General features: G+C 61.7%; 17 protein-coding genes. 11 read left to right on the top strand and 6 right to left on the bottom strand.

Features of this window, described 5'->3' with window-relative positions; all coding sequences use genetic code 11:
- Positions 1-122: 122 nt before the first annotated feature.
- Positions 123-962 carry a lysophospholipid acyltransferase family protein gene (locus FHT87_RS21150; RefSeq protein ID WP_183804733.1) on the top strand — a complete coding sequence of 280 codons (840 nt, stop codon included), beginning with the start codon at positions 123-125 and terminating at the stop codon, positions 960-962.
- Between the two features lie 27 nt (positions 963-989).
- Here FHT87_RS21150 and FHT87_RS21155 read toward each other — a convergent pair whose 3' ends face one another.
- Positions 990-2,099, bottom strand: a complete 1,110-nt coding sequence (locus FHT87_RS21155) for a hypothetical protein (protein ID WP_183804735.1) — start codon at positions 2,097-2,099, stop codon at positions 990-992.
- Positions 2,100-2,212: 113 nt separating this feature from the next.
- On the opposite strand from FHT87_RS21155, the gene FHT87_RS21160 reads away from it, so the two are divergent.
- The 3 genes from FHT87_RS21160 to FHT87_RS21170 all read left to right on the top strand — a co-directional run bounded on the left by FHT87_RS21160 (position 2,213) and on the right by FHT87_RS21170 (position 4,654).
- Positions 2,213-2,797, top strand: coding sequence for a nitroreductase (locus FHT87_RS21160; protein WP_183804737.1), 585 nt, complete (start codon positions 2,213-2,215; stop codon positions 2,795-2,797).
- Entirely contained in the window at positions 2,797-3,399 is a 603-nt protein-coding gene (locus FHT87_RS21165; RefSeq protein WP_183804739.1) for a flavin reductase family protein, read from the top strand. The genes FHT87_RS21160 and FHT87_RS21165 overlap by 1 nt, the downstream gene beginning before the upstream one ends.
- Before the next feature lie 124 nt (positions 3,400-3,523).
- On the top strand, positions 3,524-4,654 hold the full coding sequence (locus tag FHT87_RS21170; RefSeq protein WP_183804741.1) for a DUF2336 domain-containing protein: 1,131 nt from the start codon (positions 3,524-3,526) through the stop codon (positions 4,652-4,654).
- On the opposite strand, the gene FHT87_RS21175 is transcribed toward FHT87_RS21170, so the two are convergent.
- On the bottom strand, positions 4,651-5,055 hold the full coding sequence (locus FHT87_RS21175; RefSeq protein ID WP_183735038.1) for a hypothetical protein: 405 nt from the start codon (positions 5,053-5,055) through the stop codon (positions 4,651-4,653). The genes FHT87_RS21170 and FHT87_RS21175 overlap by 4 nt on opposite strands.
- Positions 5,056-5,182: 127 nt before the next feature.
- On the opposite strand from FHT87_RS21175, the gene FHT87_RS21180 reads away from it, so the two are divergent.
- A complete protein-coding gene (locus FHT87_RS21180; RefSeq protein WP_183735039.1) occupies positions 5,183-5,641 on the top strand; it encodes a GNAT family N-acetyltransferase in 459 nt (152 codons plus the stop codon).
- 24 nt (positions 5,642-5,665) lie between these two features.
- On the opposite strand, the gene FHT87_RS21185 is transcribed toward FHT87_RS21180, so the two are convergent.
- From FHT87_RS21185 to parE, 3 genes are all read right to left on the bottom strand, one after another.
- Positions 5,666-6,850, bottom strand: a complete 1,185-nt coding sequence (locus FHT87_RS21185) for an AI-2E family transporter (protein WP_183735040.1) — start codon at positions 6,848-6,850, stop codon at positions 5,666-5,668.
- A gap of 105 nt (positions 6,851-6,955) precedes the next feature.
- Entirely contained in the window at positions 6,956-8,092 is a 1,137-nt protein-coding gene (locus tag FHT87_RS21190) for an esterase-like activity of phytase family protein (protein WP_183804743.1), read from the bottom strand.
- 143 nt (positions 8,093-8,235) lie between these two features.
- Entirely contained in the window at positions 8,236-10,323 is a 2,088-nt protein-coding gene (gene parE / locus FHT87_RS21195; protein WP_183804745.1) for a DNA topoisomerase IV subunit B, read from the bottom strand.
- Positions 10,324-10,527: 204 nt separating this feature from the next.
- Here parE and FHT87_RS21200 point away from each other — a divergent pair, with 204 nt between their 5' ends.
- From FHT87_RS21200 to FHT87_RS21215, 4 genes are all read left to right on the top strand, one after another.
- Positions 10,528-11,412: an alpha/beta hydrolase gene (locus FHT87_RS21200; RefSeq protein WP_183804747.1), complete on the top strand. Its 885-nt coding sequence runs from the start codon at positions 10,528-10,530 to the stop codon at positions 11,410-11,412.
- Between the two features lie 116 nt (positions 11,413-11,528).
- Positions 11,529-12,299: a triose-phosphate isomerase gene (gene tpiA, locus FHT87_RS21205; protein ID WP_183735044.1), complete on the top strand. Its 771-nt coding sequence runs from the start codon at positions 11,529-11,531 to the stop codon at positions 12,297-12,299.
- 108 nt (positions 12,300-12,407) lie between these two features.
- Positions 12,408-12,950, top strand: a complete 543-nt coding sequence (secG, locus tag FHT87_RS21210; RefSeq protein WP_183735045.1) for a preprotein translocase subunit SecG — start codon at positions 12,408-12,410, stop codon at positions 12,948-12,950.
- A gap of 143 nt (positions 12,951-13,093) precedes the next feature.
- Positions 13,094-14,722: a CTP synthase gene (locus tag FHT87_RS21215; RefSeq protein WP_183735046.1), complete on the top strand. Its 1,629-nt coding sequence runs from the start codon at positions 13,094-13,096 to the stop codon at positions 14,720-14,722.
- A 46-nt stretch (positions 14,723-14,768) separates the two neighbouring features.
- On the opposite strand, the gene FHT87_RS21220 is transcribed toward FHT87_RS21215, so the two are convergent.
- Positions 14,769-15,857, bottom strand: coding sequence for a citrate synthase/methylcitrate synthase (locus tag FHT87_RS21220; RefSeq protein WP_183735047.1), 1,089 nt, complete (start codon positions 15,855-15,857; stop codon positions 14,769-14,771).
- Between the two features lie 84 nt (positions 15,858-15,941).
- Here FHT87_RS21220 and FHT87_RS21225 point away from each other — a divergent pair, with 84 nt between their 5' ends.
- Complete coding sequence (locus tag FHT87_RS21225) at positions 15,942-17,081, top strand: citrate synthase (protein ID WP_183735048.1); 1,140 nt, start codon at positions 15,942-15,944, stop codon at positions 17,079-17,081.
- A 126-nt stretch (positions 17,082-17,207) separates the two neighbouring features.
- Entirely contained in the window at positions 17,208-17,726 is a 519-nt protein-coding gene (locus FHT87_RS21230) for a FecR domain-containing protein (protein WP_183735110.1), read from the top strand.
- The last annotated feature ends 3 nt before the right edge of the window (positions 17,727-17,729 follow it).

Consider the following 17,729-nt stretch of genomic DNA (forward strand, 5'->3'; position numbering starts at 1 on the left):
AATTGCTTTTGGATAAGGACAGCGCCCGGCATTGATCTGCTCGGCGCTGTCAGAAATCTGACATGCAGCAGTAATATAGCCGCCACAAACAGGGGACGGGTCTCATCCCGGCAGGCATTTCAGTGCGCTTCAAAGAGCTTTCCTACGCAAACGAAAGAGACCCGCGCTTCAAGCGCTGGCTCATCCGCTCCATCGAGGGGCTTTCGGGCCGCGACCGTTATGTGCGGCTCTATGACATCTGGCGCAGCGATATCGTTGGCAAGAGCGACCGCGTCTTCGGCAAGATGCTCGATCTCATCGATGTGGAGGTCGATGTGAAGGGCAACTGGCCGCTCGAACCGGTGCCGGACGAACCGATCGTCATCGTTGCCAACCATCCTTTCGGTATCGGCGACGGCATTGCGGTGCTGGCGCTTGCCGAACAGTTCGGCCGTCCGTTCCGGGTGCTGATCCACAACGATCTTCTCAAGGTGCCGGAAATGGCGCCCTATTCGCTGCCGATCTCCTTCGACGAGACCAAGGAAGCGATGGCGATGAACATGAAGAGCCGTCACGAGGCAGTTCGCCTGCTGAAGGAAGGCACGACGATCGTGGTTTTCCCGGCTGGCGGCGTGGCCACCGCCAAGAAGGGCTTCGGCCGCGCCGAGGACCTGCCGTGGAAGATGTTCCCGGCCAAGCTCATCCAGGCGGCGCGCGCCAGCGTGCTGCCGATTTATTTCGAGGGCCAGAACGGCCGGCTCTTCCATCTTGCCAGCCGGGTGTCGATGACGCTGCGGCTGTCGCTGCTCATCCGCGAGTTCCGCCGCCTTTCAGGCAGCACGATAACAGCGCATGTGGGCAGGGTCCTGTCCTTTGAAGAATTGAGCAGCGGCAGCAACCGCAAGGATCTGCTCGCTCGCCTCTTTGAGGCCGTCTTCTCGATGGCGCCGAAGAAGAAGGCCTTCCTCAAGCGCGCAAGCTGAAAATTTCCTGATATTCGGGATGCGACGTCAGTCGAGGCTGGCGCCGTCGCCGCTTTGAAGATCTTCATAGGACGGCAAGGGCGGCTGTGGCGGGATCTCGCCGCCCGGCTGAGGCACCCCCTTTGGCCCGGCCGCGGCCTGGCCACCCGGCGCTACGGCCGTGGCGGCCGGTGCGATCGGCTGCTGGGCCTGCTGGTCCTTCATCAGGACTTCGACATCGGTATTGACGCCCGCAGCGACGGTAAAGTCGCGCTGGAAGATCTTGTCCTTGTTGCGGGCGACCGCGGTATATTCACCTTCCGACAGAACCATGGTCGGGAAAGCGCTGACGCTTTCGCCGACACTGTCGCCGGCCGCCGTCAGGATCGACCAAGCGGTATCGGCTATCGCTTCGCCGCCGGCTTCCGACACGAGCTTGAAATTGATCTGTGCCGCTCTGTGCTGGATCGTCGCTTCGGTGAGCTTGCCGGCCTCGACCTGGATATCGGCGCGGATGCTGGCGTTGACGTTGCCGTATTCTGAAACGATGTGATAGGTGCCGGCATTGAGGCGCACGACCGTATTCGGCGGCACGTCGGCCATGACAAGGCCGCGCTCGCCGTCGTCGCGAACTTCCGCGGAATAGATCGAAAAGCTCAGCTGGTCGGGACGGATGCGGACATCGGAGCCGGAGACGGCATTGAGCAACAGGCCGCCGGCATCGAGCACCATGACCTGCTTGTCGACTTCGCCCTCATCCGGCACCGTCAGTTTCTTGGTGACACCGGCGCGGCCGAAGGAGACGTTGACGAAATAATCGCCGGCAGCGAGCTGGAATGCCGCGGTGCCGCCCCGAGAACTTGCAATCAGCGGCAGCTTGCCGTCGGTTCCGGCAACCGGGCTGAATACATACCAGGAAAGACCATCTTCCACCGGCGCCCCATCGGCCGTCAGCTTCGCTTCCAGCGAAACGTCACGCAGGTGCATGCCTTCCTGTGCCGTTCCCGGCGCAATGAACGCGTTGAGCTTTGGCATTTTCGGCGTCGATTCGAGCTGCTTGAATTCCTTGAAGGCATCCTGGGCAGCAGCGCCAAACGGCGTCAGCATGACAAGGGCAAGAGCAAGGCCGATCCGTGCAAAAGGCAAAATGCCAAACATCCTGTTCGTGAACCGATTGACTTCTGAAATCGCAGAGTCCACTTCAAGACCAATGCCATGGCAAATTCAAGACCTCTGGCCATCCTCTGCATACAAATGAGAGTTTCTCCCGTATGAAATCCGATATCAAGCTGATCGACTATCTCTCTGTGCGTCGTTCCATCCCGGCTTTCCAGATGTGCGAACCGGGGCCGGAAAAGGCCGAAATCGAGGAGATCCTGCGTCTCGCGTCGCGCGTTCCCGACCACGGCAAGATCGCGCCCTGGCGCTTCATCGTCTATCGTGGCGAGGAGCGCGTGCGGCTTGGCGAAGAGCTGCTGAAGCTCGCGCTGGAAGCCAAGCCCGACCTTTCGGACGAGATGATCCAGGTCGAGCGCACCCGCTTTACCCGCGCACCCGTCGTCATCGGCGTGGTCAGCAAGGCCGCTCCGCATTTCAAAATCCCGGAATGGGAGCAGATCATGTCGGTGGGCGCGCTATGCTTCAATGTCATTTTGGCTGCCAATGCGCATGGCTATGTCGCCAACTGGCTGACGGAATGGTTCGCCTTCGACGAGCGTGCCTATCCGCTGCTTGGCGTCCAGCCGGGCGAGAAAATTGCCGGCTTTATCCATATCGGCTCGACCACGTTCCCGGCCGTCGAGCGTCCGCGCCCTGAACTCACCGAGACCGTCACCTGGGTCGGCGGGGAAGGCTGATGTTCTATACGACGGATACCAACCGGCACGGGCTGGCGCACGATCCCTTCAAGGCGATCGTCGCGCCGCGCCCGATCGGCTGGATCGGCAGCAAGGGCAGGGATGGGTCGATCAATCTCGCGCCCTATTCCTTCTTCAACGCGGTTGCCGACAAGCCGAAGCTGGTGATGTTTTCGTCGAGCGGGCACAAACACAGCCAGCGAAATGCCAGGGAGACCGGTGTCTTCACCTGTAATTTCGTCAGCCGCAATCTTGCGGAGAAGATGAACTTCACTTCGGCAGCGGTGCCTTACGGAACGAGCGAATTCGAGTATGCAGGATTGACGCCGAAGCAGGCCGAGTTGATCGATGCACCCTATGTGGCCGAGGCTTTCGCCGTGCTGGAATGCAAGGTGACCGAGATCATCGAGCCGAAGACGCTGTCCGGCGAGCCGACCGAGAACGTCTTCGTTTTCGGGCAGGTCGTCGGCATCCATATCGATGAGGCCATCCTCAGCGACGGGCGGCTCGATATGGCGCTGGCGCGGCCGGTCGCGCGCATGGGCTATATGGATTATTGCGAGGGCAGTGAAGTCTTCGAAATGTTCAGGCCGAAGGTCTGACGGCTGCCGCGTAAGGCCGGACAAATCCTAACGAATATGGTGAACCAATCATAAACTTTTTCCGGCTACCGTCCCTGTATTGAATGAGGCGCGAAGGAATCGCGTTCAGTGCTGGGGCGTGCTCGTGATCATTGAGGCATTTCTTCGTTGGGTCGAAACGGCCAAGACGGCTGACAGGGCGGCCGCTGCAAGTGCCCTCGGACGCGTCTATCTGAAATCCGAAATGTCGGACGAACGGCGCGACGCTGCTGAAAAGGCGATGACCTATCTGCTCGACGATCCGTCGCCGCGTGTACGGCTTGCGCTCGCCGAAGCGATCGCCTGGGCGCCGCATGCGCCGCGCAACATCATTCTTTCGCTCGCCGAGGACCAGCCGGAAATTGCCTGCCACGCGGTGACCTGCTCGCCGCTGTTGACGGATGCCGATCTCGTCGACCTCGCAGCACGCGGCAGCGGCACAACGCGGATGCTGATTGCCGCGCGTGCCCATGTGACCCGCCCGGTTTCCGCAGCGCTCGCCGAGGTCGGCGACGAGGACGAAGTTCTCTGCCTCCTGGAAAATGACGGCGCCTCGATTTCCACCCAATCCCTGAAGCGGATTGCCGAGCGGCTCGGCGATGTCAGCGACATTAGAAACCTGCTTCTCGACCGCATCGACTTGCCGGCCGACGCCCGCCAGCTCCTGACACAGCATGTCAGCAATGCGCTGGTCGACTTGCCGCTGGCGCTGGCCGCGATTGGCCTGCAGAGGCTGCAGCGCATCAGCCGCGAGGCGACGGAAGCGGCAATCGTTTCCATTGCCGGCGATATCGCGCCGATCGAAGTGCCTGACCTCGTCGAGCATCTTCGCCTGAACGACCGTCTGACGCCGTCCTTCCTTATGCATGCGCTCTGCTGCGGCAAGGTGGAATTCTTCGCCTGCGCCATCGTCAACCTGTCTGATTGCAGCGACCGGCGTGTGCGGGCAATCCTCGCCACGGGCCGCATGCATGCCGTGCGCGCGCTCTATGAATCGGCAGGCCTGCCGCGCGATATCAGCATCATTTTCGTGGAAGCGACGTTCCTGTGGCGTGAGGCTTCGCGCAAGACGTCGGCCTCGCTTCTCGGCAGCATCTGCGGACGCCTGCTTCAAAAGTTCCACAATCGGGTCGGGCAGCATGACGCCGTCGGCGAGTTGCTCGACATGGTGGAGAAGCTGCATGTGGCCGAACAGCGCCGCTCGGCTCGTGCCTATGCGTCGCTTGCGGCGGCTTAATCGCCAAAACGCGCCGCCGCCCAGGAATAGCTCGCGGAGACGAAATGCAACGGCTTTGCCAGGGTGTGTTTCACATCCTGGCCCGAGGGCAGGCTGGCGCGAACGCGCCCGGCAATATTATCCACAAAACCGCCAAGACCATCCCGCTGTTCGACCACCTCAGGTCTCGCTGGCTGAACAGGCGCCGGCTTGGCCGGTTCAGCAGCAAGCGATTTCGGCGCCTCGCAGACGGCAATGACCGTCGGATAGCTAGCATTGGCATAATTTTTCAGCCGCTGTTCAGCCTCGGCATCGCAGGCGACGACGGTTTCCCAGTGCTTGTCGACCGTAGCCACGTAATTGCATTGGCTGACCGAATCGTCGCAACCGAGGATCGTCATGGCGATGAGGACGGCTTGCATATTTTGCCTCCATGGCTATTGAGCGTGTCACCATCTTCGACAACACAATTCCAACGGAATGAAGGCAGCGATATTAACTCCCCGTCATCCGGGAAAATTCGCGCCGTTGGTCGCAATAGGAAAGAAAATGCCCGTCACCATCGCTCTGGAACCGCCGCGTCAGGATGGCGTGATCCGTCTTCTGGAACTCTCCGACGCCTATGCCCAGTCGCTCTATCCGCCGGAGAGCAACCACCTCGTCGATATTTCAACGCTGGAAAAGCCGGCGGTGAGCTTCCTCGTGGCGCGCAACGGCGGCGAGATCGTCGGCTGCTGCGCACTGGTCGAGGCGGGTGATGGCACGGCCGAGATCAAGCGCATGTTCGTCGATCCCGAGGCGAGGGGCCTGAAGGTCGCGAGCCGACTGATGGACAGGCTTGAAGAACTCGGCAGGGACAAGGGGCTCGTGGCGATCCGTCTGGAGACAGGCATCTACCAGCCGGAGGCGATCGGCCTTTACAGGAAATATGGATTCCTCGAAATCGAGCCTTTCGGCTCCTACCTGCCGGACCCACTCAGCCTTTTCATGGAAAAGCGCCTGGCCTGATTTAGGCAAAGCGTCTCGCCGGACTTAGCCCTCGGCAACACGCTGCACCGGCGGCGCCTGTTCATCGAGGATGATCTGTGGACTCGTATCGGCGCTACGGACTTCGTGTATCCATTCCCGCCAGATCGCGACCAGCAGCGCCATCAGCACCGGGCCGATGAAGAGGCCGAGGAAGCCCATCGTCTTCACGCCACCGACAAGGCCGAAAAAGGTCGGTAGGAAGGGCAGCTTGATCGGTCCGCCGACGAGTTTCGGACGCAGCGTCTTGTCGACGATGAAGAGTTCGACCGTGCCCCAGACGAAGAGGCCGATGCCGGCGACATGCGAGCCGCTGGCCAGCAGATAGACGGATACCAGCGTGAAGGAGAGCGGCGCTCCGCCGGGGACCAGCGCCATGACACCCGTCAGCACACCGAGGGTGACAGGCGATGGGACGCCGGCGATCCAATAGGCCACGCCGAGTACGATGCCTTCGCCGATCGCAATCAGCGTCATGCCCATGACGGTTGAGCTGATGGTGGCGGGCACGACGCGGGAAATGCGCTCCCAGCGGTTCGGCAGGATACGCTCGCCGAGCATGTCGATCTGCTTGGTGAAGGAAAAGCCGTCGCGATAGACGAAAAACAGCGCGATCAGCATAAAGAGCAGCGTCAGCAACAAATGGAAGACGCCGCCGCCGGCCGCCAGGACCGCGCGATAGATGTTGCCGATATTGGCGCCGCTGACGGCCTGGATGAGCTCACCCATGGCACCCGGGCTGCCGATATATTTCGTCCAGAGTTCGTCGAGATAGGGGCCGGCGAGCGGCAGGGCGACGATCCATTGCGGCGTCTCCGCGCCAAAGCGGTTGGCGTGGATTGCCCATGCGACCCATGTACGCACTTCACCGGTCGTATAGGCAACCGCAAGGCTGATCGGAATGACGAGGAACGTGACGATGAGGACGATCGCGATCGTCGCGGCGATCGTCGTATTGCCGCCGACGCGGGCAACCAGTTTGCGGTAAAGCGGCCAGCTCGCAAAGCCGATGACGAGGGCTGCGAGCACCGGCACCACGAAGCCGTAGAAGAAATAAACGCCGGCTGCGGCGACGAGTACGAGCAGCCAGCGCGCAGCCGAAATGGAGGGTATCAGCGGCGTACGTATCGTCGCCGACGGCCCCAGCCATCGCGGCTCCGTATTGGTTTTCTGACGATCAAACACACCCACGCGCGCCTCTTTTTATTGTTGCTCTAGTTTATGGGCCATGAACCGGGCGGTTTCAAGGTACGCCCGGATAAAGCGTGGTTATTTGGTCGCTGAATCCTTGAGATATTATTGCGGGCGGCGGTTGACCTTAAAGGCGTAGAACTGCGTCTTCTGGCCGGTCGAGAAATTATTGTCCGAACCGAGGATCAGGACATCGGTGCCATCCTTCGCCTTGCCGATTGCCATGGCCTCGATATTGTCGGGCGTCAGGCCGATGGCACGCAGGTCGAGCACCTGGCTCTTGCGCACTGATACGACGTGCTGGTCATTCTTGGCGAGCGAAGCGATACCGGAAACATCGGTTGCGCCATCGAGATCCATCATGAAGAGCTTGACGTTGTTGCCGAAACCCTGCGCGTAGCTGCGCTCGACAGCGAGCAGGCGATGATCGTCAAGTGCGATCATTTCCGACACGCCGTTATCATTGCCGCCATCGGGTTTGGTGGCAGCCTGAGGGATCGGTGAAACGGGGTATACGTACTGAGCCTTCGGTTCGCCGCTCGCGCCGTCATACCGGATGATGCGCGACAAGCTGCCGGTCGTCAGATTGGGGTTCGGGCCGTCCTGATAGAGGGCTGCTTCGACGCCGATGAATACGTCACCGGACGGGGACATAGCCAAATCCTCGAAAGCGAGGTTGTCGCGAATACCGGTCGATTTGTCGGCGGTCGGGGCAAAACCGTCCGGTAGCTTGAACTCGCGAACGAAGGCGCCGTCCGGCGAGGTGACGCGGACGAAGGGGGCGATCAGCGCCTTGGCATCGCCCTCGCTGCCCCAGTAAATCCCGTCCTTGCCGAAGCGGATGGATTCTGGATCGACGGTGCGGATGGCAAAGGGCTGGCCGTTCTTGTCCTGGAAAGTGGTATGCTTGACGATGGTGACGCTCTTCAGGCCGCTCGCGCTGACATCGATATCGAGATCATAGAAGCGCACCGAGGCCTTTTCGGAACGGTCGTCGCTGATGGCGATATAGCGGCCGGTGGCGGCATCGAAATCGAGGCCGGAAATGCCGCCGAATTCGACGCCATTTTCCATCTGGCCGGTTGGGATGACGAATTCACCGAGATAGGAAAGAGAGATCGCCGCCGCGCAATCGCCGAAGGGGCAGGCGGTCTCCACGGTCGCGCCGATATCGGTGGCATAGACGGAGGCGGTGCTGGACAGGAGAACGAAAGCGGCAGTCGCAAGAAAACGCTTGGTCATGGCAAGTATCCGGCAAAGGGTTGAGACAAAACGGCCGGCGCTGCAGTGCCCTCGCGGGAGGACAGAGCGCCGGCCGTTCTATTGCGCCGGTAATTTGACGGAAGCGTAACGGTTCCTCGTCAGTTCGATGAATTCGTTGCGGCTTAAATATCCAAATCTTCAGCGAAAGCGGCACGCTCCTGGATGAAGCGGAAGCGGGCTTCGGCCTTGGTTCCCATCAGGTCGTCAACGGCGTTGCGCGTTCCCTCGAAATCCACCTCGTCGATCAGCACCCGCAGCAGCGTGCGCTTGGACGGATCCATGGTGGTTTCCTTGAGCTGGGCGGGCAGCATTTCGCCGAGACCTTTGAAGCGGCTGATCTCGATCTTGGCCTTGCCCTTGAACTCCGTCTCCATCAGCTCGGCGCGGTGATCGTCGTCGCGGGCATAGGCGGATTTTGCCCCTTGGGTGATCTTGTAGAGCGGCGGCACGGCGAGGAAGAGGTGGCCGCCCCGGACCAGCTCCGGCATTTCCTGATAGAAGAAGGTGATGAGCAGCGAGGCAATGTGCGCACCGTCCACGTCGGCATCGGTCATGACGATGACGCGTTCGTAGCGCAGATCCTCTTCGCGGTATTTCGAGCGTGTGCCGCAGCCGAGCGCCTGAACGAGGTCGGAGATCTGCTGGTTGGCGCCGAGCTTTTCGCGGCCGGCGCTGGCGACGTTGAGGATCTTGCCGCGCAGCGGCAGGATCGCCTGGTTGGCGCGGTTGCGCGCCTGCTTGGCGGAGCCACCTGCCGAGTCACCCTCGACCAGGAAGAGTTCGGCGCCTTCGGCGGTGTTCTGTGAGCAGTCGGCGAGCTTGCCGGGCAGGCGCAGCTTGCGAACGGCCGTTTTGCGGTTGACTTCCTTCTCCTTGCGGCGGCGCAGCCGCTCCTCGGCGCGCTCGATCACCCAGTCGAGAAGCTTCTCGGCCTCATTGGGATTGTCGGCGAGATAGTGGTCGAAAGGATCGCGCAGCGCGTTTTCGACGAGGCGCTGGGCTTCGACGGTCGCCAGACGATCCTTGGTCTGGCCAACGAATTCCGGCTCGCGGATGAAGACCGAAAGCATGCCGACGGCAGAGATCATCACGTCGTCGGTGGTGATCTGCGCAGCGCGCTTGTTCTGCGTCAGTTCGGCGTAGCTTTTCAGGCCCTTGGTCAGCGCGATGCGCAGACCCGCCTCATGCGTGCCGCCTTCGGGCGTCGGGATGGTGTTACAATAGGAATGAACCTGCGGATCGCCGCCATACCAGGTGATGGCCCATTCCAGCGCTCCGTGACCTGCGGCCTTCTCGGTCTTGCCGGCGAAGATTTCGCGGGTAACGGTGAACTCCTTGCCCATCGTCGCCTGCAGGTAATCCTTAAGGCCGCCGGGGAAGTGGAAGACTGCCTTGTCGGGCACGTCGGAACCTTCAGGCAGCACGCCGGGATCGCAGCTCCAGCGGATTTCGACGCCGCCGAAGAGATAGGCCTTGGAGCGGGCCATGCGGAAAACACGCGCTGCATCGAACTTCGCATGATCCCCGAAAATCTGCGGGTCGGGGTGAAAGCGAACCTTGGTGCCGCGGCGGTTATGCACATCGCCGAGCTCTTCGAGCCCGCCCTGCGGCAGGCCGCGCGAGAAGCGCTGGCGATAGAGCTTGCGGTTGCGAGCAACCTCGACTTCGAGAACGTCTGACAGAGCGTTGACGACGGACACGCCGACACCGTGCAGACCGCCGGAGGTTTCGTAAGCCTTGCCGTCGAATTTACCGCCAGCATGCAGCTTGGTCATGATGACTTCAAGTGTCGACTTGCCGGGAACCTGCGGATGGTTCTCGACCGGAATACCGCGGCCGTTATCGGTAACGGTGAGATAGCCCTCAACATCGAGATGCACATCGATGAAATCGGCATGGCCGGCCACTGCTTCGTCCATCGAGTTGTCGATGACTTCGGCAAAGAGGTGGTGCAGGGCCTTCTCGTCGGTGCCGCCGATATACATGCCCGGGCGCATGCGCACCGGTTCCAGGCCTTCCAGAACGCGGATCGAGGATGCGCCGTAATCGTCGCCGTTCGACGTCGCCGGGGCAGGGCGGGAGGCGGCGGGTGCTGCAGCCGCAGCGGGCTTTGCAGCCGGCGCGGCAGACTTTGCAGCCTCCTCCTGCTTCTGCGGGTCCTGCTTTGACGACAGGGGCATTCCGGAAAAAAGGTCGTTGCTGTCTTCCATGGAACCGTTCAGATCTTATTCTCGTGACGGGCCGCCGCTGGCCCACAATAGTCGCGTTCGGCATCGCGTTTGCGAATCAGGGGAATTCTGACAGAAAGCGCCCCGATACGCGACGCGCTCCGGAATTGCGGAGCTTTTCAAGATGTGATTTGCGTTGCCGGGCGTCGAATGGCAAGTCGCGGCAGCTCTTTGGGAACCATCTGCATGCCGATGTCCACAAGTCATTGCACCATAATCACTGCAATTGCGGCCTTTTTCCTGTCCGCAGCGGTCGGGACCGCCGCAGCCGATGCCCTGCCGCCTTACAAGGACGACCTGTTTTCGAAGCAGATCGTGCTTCAGACAGGCGATGACGGCGCGTTCGAGGTGATCGAATACGACGAGATGCGCGACATCAACGGGCGCGACCAGATACCGGAAAAGCGTGTGCAGCAGAAATATGTCTCGCTTGGCGTGAAGAAGCTGCAGGCGGATGAAACGCTGTCGCTCGACGGTATCAGGCTGGATGTCACCAGGGTGGGACCGGCACAGAATCCCGCCTTCGCGGTTATCTTCATCCACGGCCGCGATGGTGACCGGCGGCTCGGCGCCAACGACTATACGTTCGGCGGCAACTTCAACCGGCTGAAGAACCTCGCTGCCGGCAATGGCGGCGTCTATTATTCTCCGACAGTGCGGACGTTCGACGCCAATGGCGTGACGGCGATCGCTGGCCTGATCCGCTATGCGAGCGCACAGTCTCCCGGCCGACCAATCATCCTGAGCTGCGCCTCTATGGGCAGCCAGATCTGCTGGGGGATCGCGCGCGATGCCGAAAGTGTCAAACGGCTGAAGGGAATGCTGATCATGAGCGGCGTCTCGGACCCGGATTTTGCAAAGAGCCCTTTCTACAAGGCGAAGCTGCCGCTCTGGTTTGCCCATGGCAGCCGCGATCCCGTCTATGCTGCAGCCGACCAGCAAGCGCTGTTCGAAAAGCTCGACAAGGCAAAATACCCGACGCATTTCACATTGTTTGAGAGCGGCAATCACGGCACGCCGATCCGCATGATCGACTGGCGCAGGGTGCTGAACTGGATACTGGCGTCCTGAAAAGGCGGATTTCACCCCACGTAAGACCGATATTGCCCCAACGTCACCTGGAGCGCTTTCCTTTGCTGCCGGCTTTTGCTAAGGCCGCCGAATAGGCGGATTTTGGGAGGAGCAACATGACACCTGACGTACGCCCGCTCGTGGCGGGGAACTGGAAGATGAACGGCACGCGTGCCTCATTGGACCAGATCAAGGCGATTGCTCAAGGCGTCAGTACTCCCTTGTCGGAGAAAGTCGAAGCCCTGATTTGCCCGCCGGCAACGCTGCTCTACGTGGCGACGGCGCTCGCCACCGACAGCCCGCTTGCGATCGGCGCACAGGATTGCCACCAGACGCAGAGCGGCGCCCATACCGGCGATGTATCTGCGGAAATGATTGCCGATTGCTACGGCACCTATGTGATCGTCGGCCATTCGGAACGACGCATCAACCATGCCGAAACCGATCATCTGGTGCGCGCCAAGGCCCAGGCTGCCTATCAGGCCGATATCATCGCGATCATTTGTGTCGGAGAAACCGCCGATGAGCGCGACGCCTACCAGACGCTCGATATCCTCAAGCGCCAGCTTTCGGGATCGCTGCCGGACGAGGCGACGGCCGAAAATACCGTTATCGCCTATGAGCCGGTCTGGGCGATCGGTACCGGGCTGACGCCGACCGCACAGGATGTGGAAATCGTCCATGCCTTCATCCGCGACGAACTTGTCTTGCGGTTCGGCAAAGAGGGCAGGGGCATGCGCATCCTCTATGGCGGTTCGGTCAAGCCCTCGAATGCCAGCGAGCTGCTCGCCGTCGACAATGTGGACGGCGCGCTGATCGGCGGTGCGAGCTTGAAAGCCACTGACTTCCTCGCCATCTACGGCGCATATGAAACGCTGCTTGCCTGAGGCGATTGCATATTCCTGGCCGAAGGGCTTGGAATAGCAGATGACCTCATGTAAAGAGCCGCCAGATTTTTACTTTATGTCCGTCCTCAGACGGGCAGGACTGGACCCATGCAGACAGTATTGATTGTCATCCATCTCATGATCGTGCTCGCGCTCGTCGGCGTCGTGCTCATCCAGCGCTCCGAAGGCGGCGGCCTCGGCATCGGCGGCGGATCGGGCTTCATGTCGGCCCGCGGTACGGCCAATGCGCTGACGCGCACGACGGCGATCCTGGCGACGCTGTTTTTCCTGACCTCGCTCGGCCTCGGAATCCTGACCCGTTACGAAGGCCGACCGACCGACATTCTCAACCGTATTCCGGCAACGAGCGGCCAGGGCAACGGCATTCTCGATTCGCTCGGCGGCAATGCCCCGGCTCCGGCTCAACCTGCCGACAACAGCGGCATTCCGAACAGCGGCGCTGCCGCTCCGGCACCGGCTGCCCCGGCAATGCCGGCTCCTGCAGCGCAAGCACCCGCAAATCCGGCTCCGGCTGCAAGCGCCCCTGCGGCGACCGCTCCGGCAGCTCCGACGACAACGGCTCCGGCCCAGCCTGAGGCTCCGGCCGCTACCGCGCCGGCACAGCCTTCCGGCGTCCCCACGGGACAATAAGCCGGTCCTGAAAATAAACCGCCGGCAGGCCCTCGGGTCTGCCGGTTTTCTTTTGTTCAGATTCCTGCGCCACGCACCAAAAGTTCCGGAAAAGAATTTTTGGGCTGGTGGAATCGTTTTTGAAAAGGTATCCGGTGACTCCCATGGCGCGATACGTATTCATCACTGGCGGCGTGGTTTCTTCCCTCGGAAAAGGAATTGCGGCCGCGGCTCTCGGAGCGTTGCTGCAGGCCCGTGGTTATCGGGTGCGGCTTCGCAAACTCGACCCCTATCTGAACGTGGATCCGGGCACTATGAGCCCGACCCAGCACGGCGAAGTCTTCGTCACTGACGACGGCGCGGAAACCGACCTCGATCTCGGCCACTATGAACGTTTCACGGGACGTTCGGCGACCAAGACCGACAACATCACCACTGGCCGCATCTACAAGAACATCATCGACAAGGAACGCCGCGGCGACTATCTCGGCGCGACCGTTCAGGTCATTCCCCACGTCACCAACGAGATCAAGGATTTCGTCGTCGAGGGCAATGACGACTACGATTTCGTCATCTGCGAAATCGGCGGCACGGTCGGCGATATCGAGGCGATGCCCTTCATGGAAGCGATCCGCCAGCTCGGCAATGATCTGCCGCGCGGCACCGCTGTTTACGTCCACCTGACGCTGATGCCGTACATTCCTGCAGCGGGCGAACTGAAGACCAAACCGACGCAGCATTCGGTCAAGGAACTGCAGGCGCTCGGCATCCATCCCGACATCCTTCTGGTGCGCGCCGACCGGGAAATCCCGGAAGCCGAACGCCGCAAGCTGTCGCTGTTCTGCAACGTGCGTCCGTCCGCCGTCATCCAGGCGCTCGACGTTGCCAATATCTACGACGTGCCGATGGCCTATCACAAGGAAGGCCTCGACGACGAAGTGCTCGCCGCCTTCGGCATCGAGCCGGCTCCGAAGCCGCGTCTCGACCAGTGGGAAGAGGTCTGCAACCGTATCCGCACGCCGGAAGGCGAGGTCACGATTGCGATCGTCGGCAAGTATACCGGTCTCAAGGATGCCTATAAGTCGCTGATCGAAGCGCTGCATCACGGAGGGATCGCCAACCGCGTCAAGGTCAAGCTCGAGTGGATCGAGTCCGAAGTCTTCGAAAAGGAAGATCCAGCTCCGTATCTGGAGAAGGTCCACGGTATTCTGGTACCGGGCGGCTTCGGCGAGCGTGGTTCGGAAGGCAAGATCCATGCGGCACGTTTTGCCCGCGAGCGCAAGGTGCCTTATTTCGGCATCTGCTTCGGCATGCAGATGGCCGTTATCGAAGCTGCCCGCAATCTCGCCGATGTTCCAAACGCCTCATCGACCGAATTCGGCCCGACGCCGGAGCCGGTCGTCGGCCTGATGACCGAATGGGTGAAGGGCAACGAGTTGCAGAAGCGCACGGCCGCCGGCGATCTCGGCGGCACGATGCGTCTCGGCGCCTACAAGGCAGCGCTGAAGAAGGGTACGAAGATTTCGGATATCTACGGCTCGACCGACATTTCCGAGCGTCATCGCCACCGCTACGAAGTCAATATCGACTACAAGGATCGGCTGGAGAATTGCGGCCTGGTCTTCTCGGGCATGTCGCCGGACGGCGTGTTGCCGGAGACGATCGAATACCCTGATCATCCTTGGTTCATCGGCGTTCAGTACCACCCGGAACTGAAGTCCCGCCCGCTTGACCCGCATCCGCTTTTTGCAAGCTTCATCGAAGCGGCAACCGAGCAGAGCCGATTGGTCTAAAACTCCGCCGCTCCCTCCAAGACGAGGGAGCGGCTTTTTCTTGATGTCACGCCGCTTCCGGCAGAGGTCCGACATAGACCGAGCGCGGGCGGATGAGACGGCCTTCCAGCGCCTGTTCGCGAGCATGGGCGATCCAGCCGACGGTGCGGCCGATGGCGAAGACGCCAGTGAAGGCTTCGCGGGGGAAGCCGAGGCTTTCCAAAAGCAGCGCGGTATAGAATTCCACATTCACATCCAGCGACCGGCCCGGCTTGCGTTCCCTAAGGATCGCGAGGGCTGCCTGTTCCACTGCTTCAGCAAGCGCAATTCTGCTGTTATTGACCTGGCCGCTGGCAACGAGCGGCTTCAACGCATTTTTCAGGGCATCGGCACGCGGATCGCGCACCCGGTAGACACGGTGGCCAAAGCCCATCAGCCGCTCACCGCGATCGAGTGCGGAGCGAAGCCAAGGGCCGGCACTGGCCTCGTTTCCGATCCCATCGAGCATATCGAGCACCGGTCCGGGCGCGCCGCCATGCAGTGGTCCCTTCAGCGCGCTGATCGCCGCCAGCACCGAGGAGGTAAGGCCCGCGCGGGTTGAGGCGATGACACGCGACGCGAAAGTCGAGGCGTTCAAGCCATGATCCGAGATCGTCACGAGATAGGTGTCGAGGGCTGCGGTTTTCTCGGCGCTCGGCACCGTGCCCGAGAGCATGCGCAGGGTATCGGCTGATTGCGATAGACCCGCATCGGGCTTTACCGGCTTTTCGCCTCGCTGCAGACTCAGAACCGCCGGTAGGAAGACGGCGGGTGCGGCAAGCAGACGAAGTGCGGTATCTATATCCTCGCCATCAGGTAGGCGGGCAACAAGAGCACGCATAGCATCGACCGGTGGCAGCGCCAGTAGGCGAGTATCGACAGTTTCGACTTCGGCGAAAACTTTCGTTCGCGCCTGGCCGAGCCGGCGGCGCAATTCGCTCGCGTCGAGGTGCGGCTCGATCAGGCCGTCCAGCAGCAGGGCGGCCACATCCTCATAGGTGCTGCTTCCTGCCAGATGATCCAGCGATACGCCGCGGATGATCAGCCGGCCGGCTTCGCCGTCGACATCCGAGAGCTGGGTTTCAGCAGCGATGACATTTTCCAAACCATCTTTCATAGGTCTTTCTCCTTTACCGGATGAAAGATCGGATCTACTTTAGTTGACGTCAATCTTGATGCAATTGATCAATGTGAGGCTGACATGAGCTGGCTGACAGCGGAGGAAGCGCTAGCCGAACTCGGCACCAAGCCGCAGACGCTTTATGCCAATGTCAGCCGTGGGCGGATCCGCGCCAAGGCCGACCCCACCGATCCACGCCGCAGCCTCTATCAGGAAAGCGATGTCAAGCGGCTTGCCGAGCGCCACGCCGGCAGGCGCAAGAGCGAGACGGTCGCCGCCGAAGCGATCCGCTGGGGCGATCCGGTACTGACATCGTCAATCTCGACCATCGCCGCAGGACGATTGCTCTATCGGGGGCAGGATGCGGCGGAGCTTTCAGCCCATGCGACGTTGGAGGAGGCGGCGCTGCTACTGTGGAATGCGGAGAGTTTCGCTTGCGTACCGGCCTCTGCCTCCGGGCCGGCATCGCCTTCCATTCAAGCCGCGCTGCTGGCGCTGGCGGGGCGGGTGAGCGCCGATCTACCGTCTCTCGGACGTGCACGCCCGGCCTTGCAGATGGAAGCATGCAGCGTGCTTTCAACCGTCGCCGATGCGCTAACGCCGGGATCGGCGGATCATCCCCTGCATCGCCGTCTCGCCGCATGCTGGCGCAGGCCGGAAGCTGCCGATTGCCTGCGGCGGGCGCTTGTCATGCTTGCCGATCACGAGCTCAACGCCTCCACCTTCGCCGTCCGCGTCACGGTTTCGACGGGGGCAGCACTTTCTGCCGCCGTGCTCTCGGGCCTGGCGACTCTGACCGGGCCGCTGCATGGTTCGGCGTGGCGAAGCGTCGATGCTCTTGCCGAGGCCGCATCCACCGCCGGCGCGGAGCAGGCGATCCGCCGGCTTCTGCTGCGGGGCAGCATGCCGACGGCGTTCGGGCATCAGCTTTACCCCGACGGCGATATACGGGCGAGCGTGCTGCTCTCCTCTTTCGACGTGCCGCCGGTCTTTCGCGATGTGCAGCGGGCCGGCGAAGAGATGGTGGGCGAGAAGGTCAATGTCGATTTCGCGCTTGCCGCCATGACGGCAGCCTTCGATCTGCCGCAGGAGGCACCGATCATCATATTCGCGCTGGCTCGGACGGCGGGGTGGCTGGCGCATGCAATGGAGCAGATCGAAAGCGGCCATCTGATCCGCCCGCGTGCCCGCTATGTAGGGCCTTCGCCGGGCGAACGCTGAGTGTTTCCGAATGGCTTGCGCAGGTTCACGTTTTTGCATAGGGAAACCGACGAATTCAGCTAGTATGGGCGGACCCGCGCAATCGAAGACGCGCCGGCGGCTCACGAGGGGCGGATCATGAAAGCCATGTCAGCAATCTCCCGCAGCCTGTTTTCCGCTATGCTGATCATCGGCCTCCTGCCTGATGGTGCAGCTTATGCCCAGTCTGCCGGCTGCGCGATTTCGCGTGCGGCAAACGGCAACCAGATTTTCCGTTGTCCGGGCGGCGTCAACATCACCACCGAACGTGGAGCATCCTTCAGACTTACCGACCGCAATCGCGACGGCAGCCCGGATTCGCTGTCGCTGCGCAGCAAGGCCGCCCTTGTCGACGTGGACAGCAGCCAGCACCGCGGCGGTTTCCAGGTCGTGACGCCACAGGCGATCGCGGCCGTCCGCGGTACGCAATGGGCCGTCGATGTCAAAGGCGGCACGACCTCCGTGCTGGTCACACGCGGCCGCGTCGGTGTGCGCCGTCCAGCCGGGCCGGCGGTCACACTTGGACCGGGCGAGGGTGTGGATGTCACGCGCGGAACCGCTGCGCTCACCGTTCGCACGTGGCCGGCGCCGCGCGTCGCTGCCCTTCTTTCACGCCTCGGTCAATAAGTC

It is taken from the genome of Rhizobium sp. BK316 (assembly GCF_014193695.1).
Taxonomy (GTDB): domain Bacteria; phylum Pseudomonadota; class Alphaproteobacteria; order Rhizobiales; family Rhizobiaceae; genus Rhizobium.

Bases quoted from the DNA above. Each gene is read 5' to 3' on its own strand.
- FHT87_RS21220 (WP_183735047.1), bottom strand. From the start codon at position 15,857: ATGAAAGATGGTTTGGAAAATGTCATCGCTGCTGAAACCCAGCTCTCG.
- FHT87_RS21155 (WP_183804735.1), bottom strand. From the start codon at position 2,099: ATGTTTGGCATTTTGCCTTTTGCACGGATCGGCCTTGCTCTTGCCCTT.
- FHT87_RS21215 (WP_183735046.1), top strand. From the start codon at position 13,094: ATGGCGCGATACGTATTCATCACTGGCGGCGTGGTTTCTTCCCTCGGA.
- FHT87_RS21225 (WP_183735048.1), top strand. From the start codon at position 15,942: ATGAGCTGGCTGACAGCGGAGGAAGCGCTAGCCGAACTCGGCACCAAG.
- FHT87_RS21175 (WP_183735038.1), bottom strand. From the start codon at position 5,055: ATGCAAGCCGTCCTCATCGCCATGACGATCCTCGGTTGCGACGATTCG.
- FHT87_RS21160 (WP_183804737.1), top strand. From the start codon at position 2,213: ATGAAATCCGATATCAAGCTGATCGACTATCTCTCTGTGCGTCGTTCC.
- FHT87_RS21180 (WP_183735039.1), top strand. From the start codon at position 5,183: ATGCCCGTCACCATCGCTCTGGAACCGCCGCGTCAGGATGGCGTGATC.
- parE (WP_183804745.1), bottom strand. From the start codon at position 10,323: ATGGAAGACAGCAACGACCTTTTTTCCGGAATGCCCCTGTCGTCAAAG.
- FHT87_RS21200 (WP_183804747.1), top strand. From the start codon at position 10,528: ATGCCGATGTCCACAAGTCATTGCACCATAATCACTGCAATTGCGGCC.
- FHT87_RS21230 (WP_183735110.1), top strand. From the start codon at position 17,208: ATGTCAGCAATCTCCCGCAGCCTGTTTTCCGCTATGCTGATCATCGGC.
- FHT87_RS21190 (WP_183804743.1), bottom strand. From the start codon at position 8,092: ATGACCAAGCGTTTTCTTGCGACTGCCGCTTTCGTTCTCCTGTCCAGC.
- tpiA (WP_183735044.1), top strand. From the start codon at position 11,529: ATGACACCTGACGTACGCCCGCTCGTGGCGGGGAACTGGAAGATGAAC.
- FHT87_RS21165 (WP_183804739.1), top strand. From the start codon at position 2,797: ATGTTCTATACGACGGATACCAACCGGCACGGGCTGGCGCACGATCCC.
- secG (WP_183735045.1), top strand. From the start codon at position 12,408: ATGCAGACAGTATTGATTGTCATCCATCTCATGATCGTGCTCGCGCTC.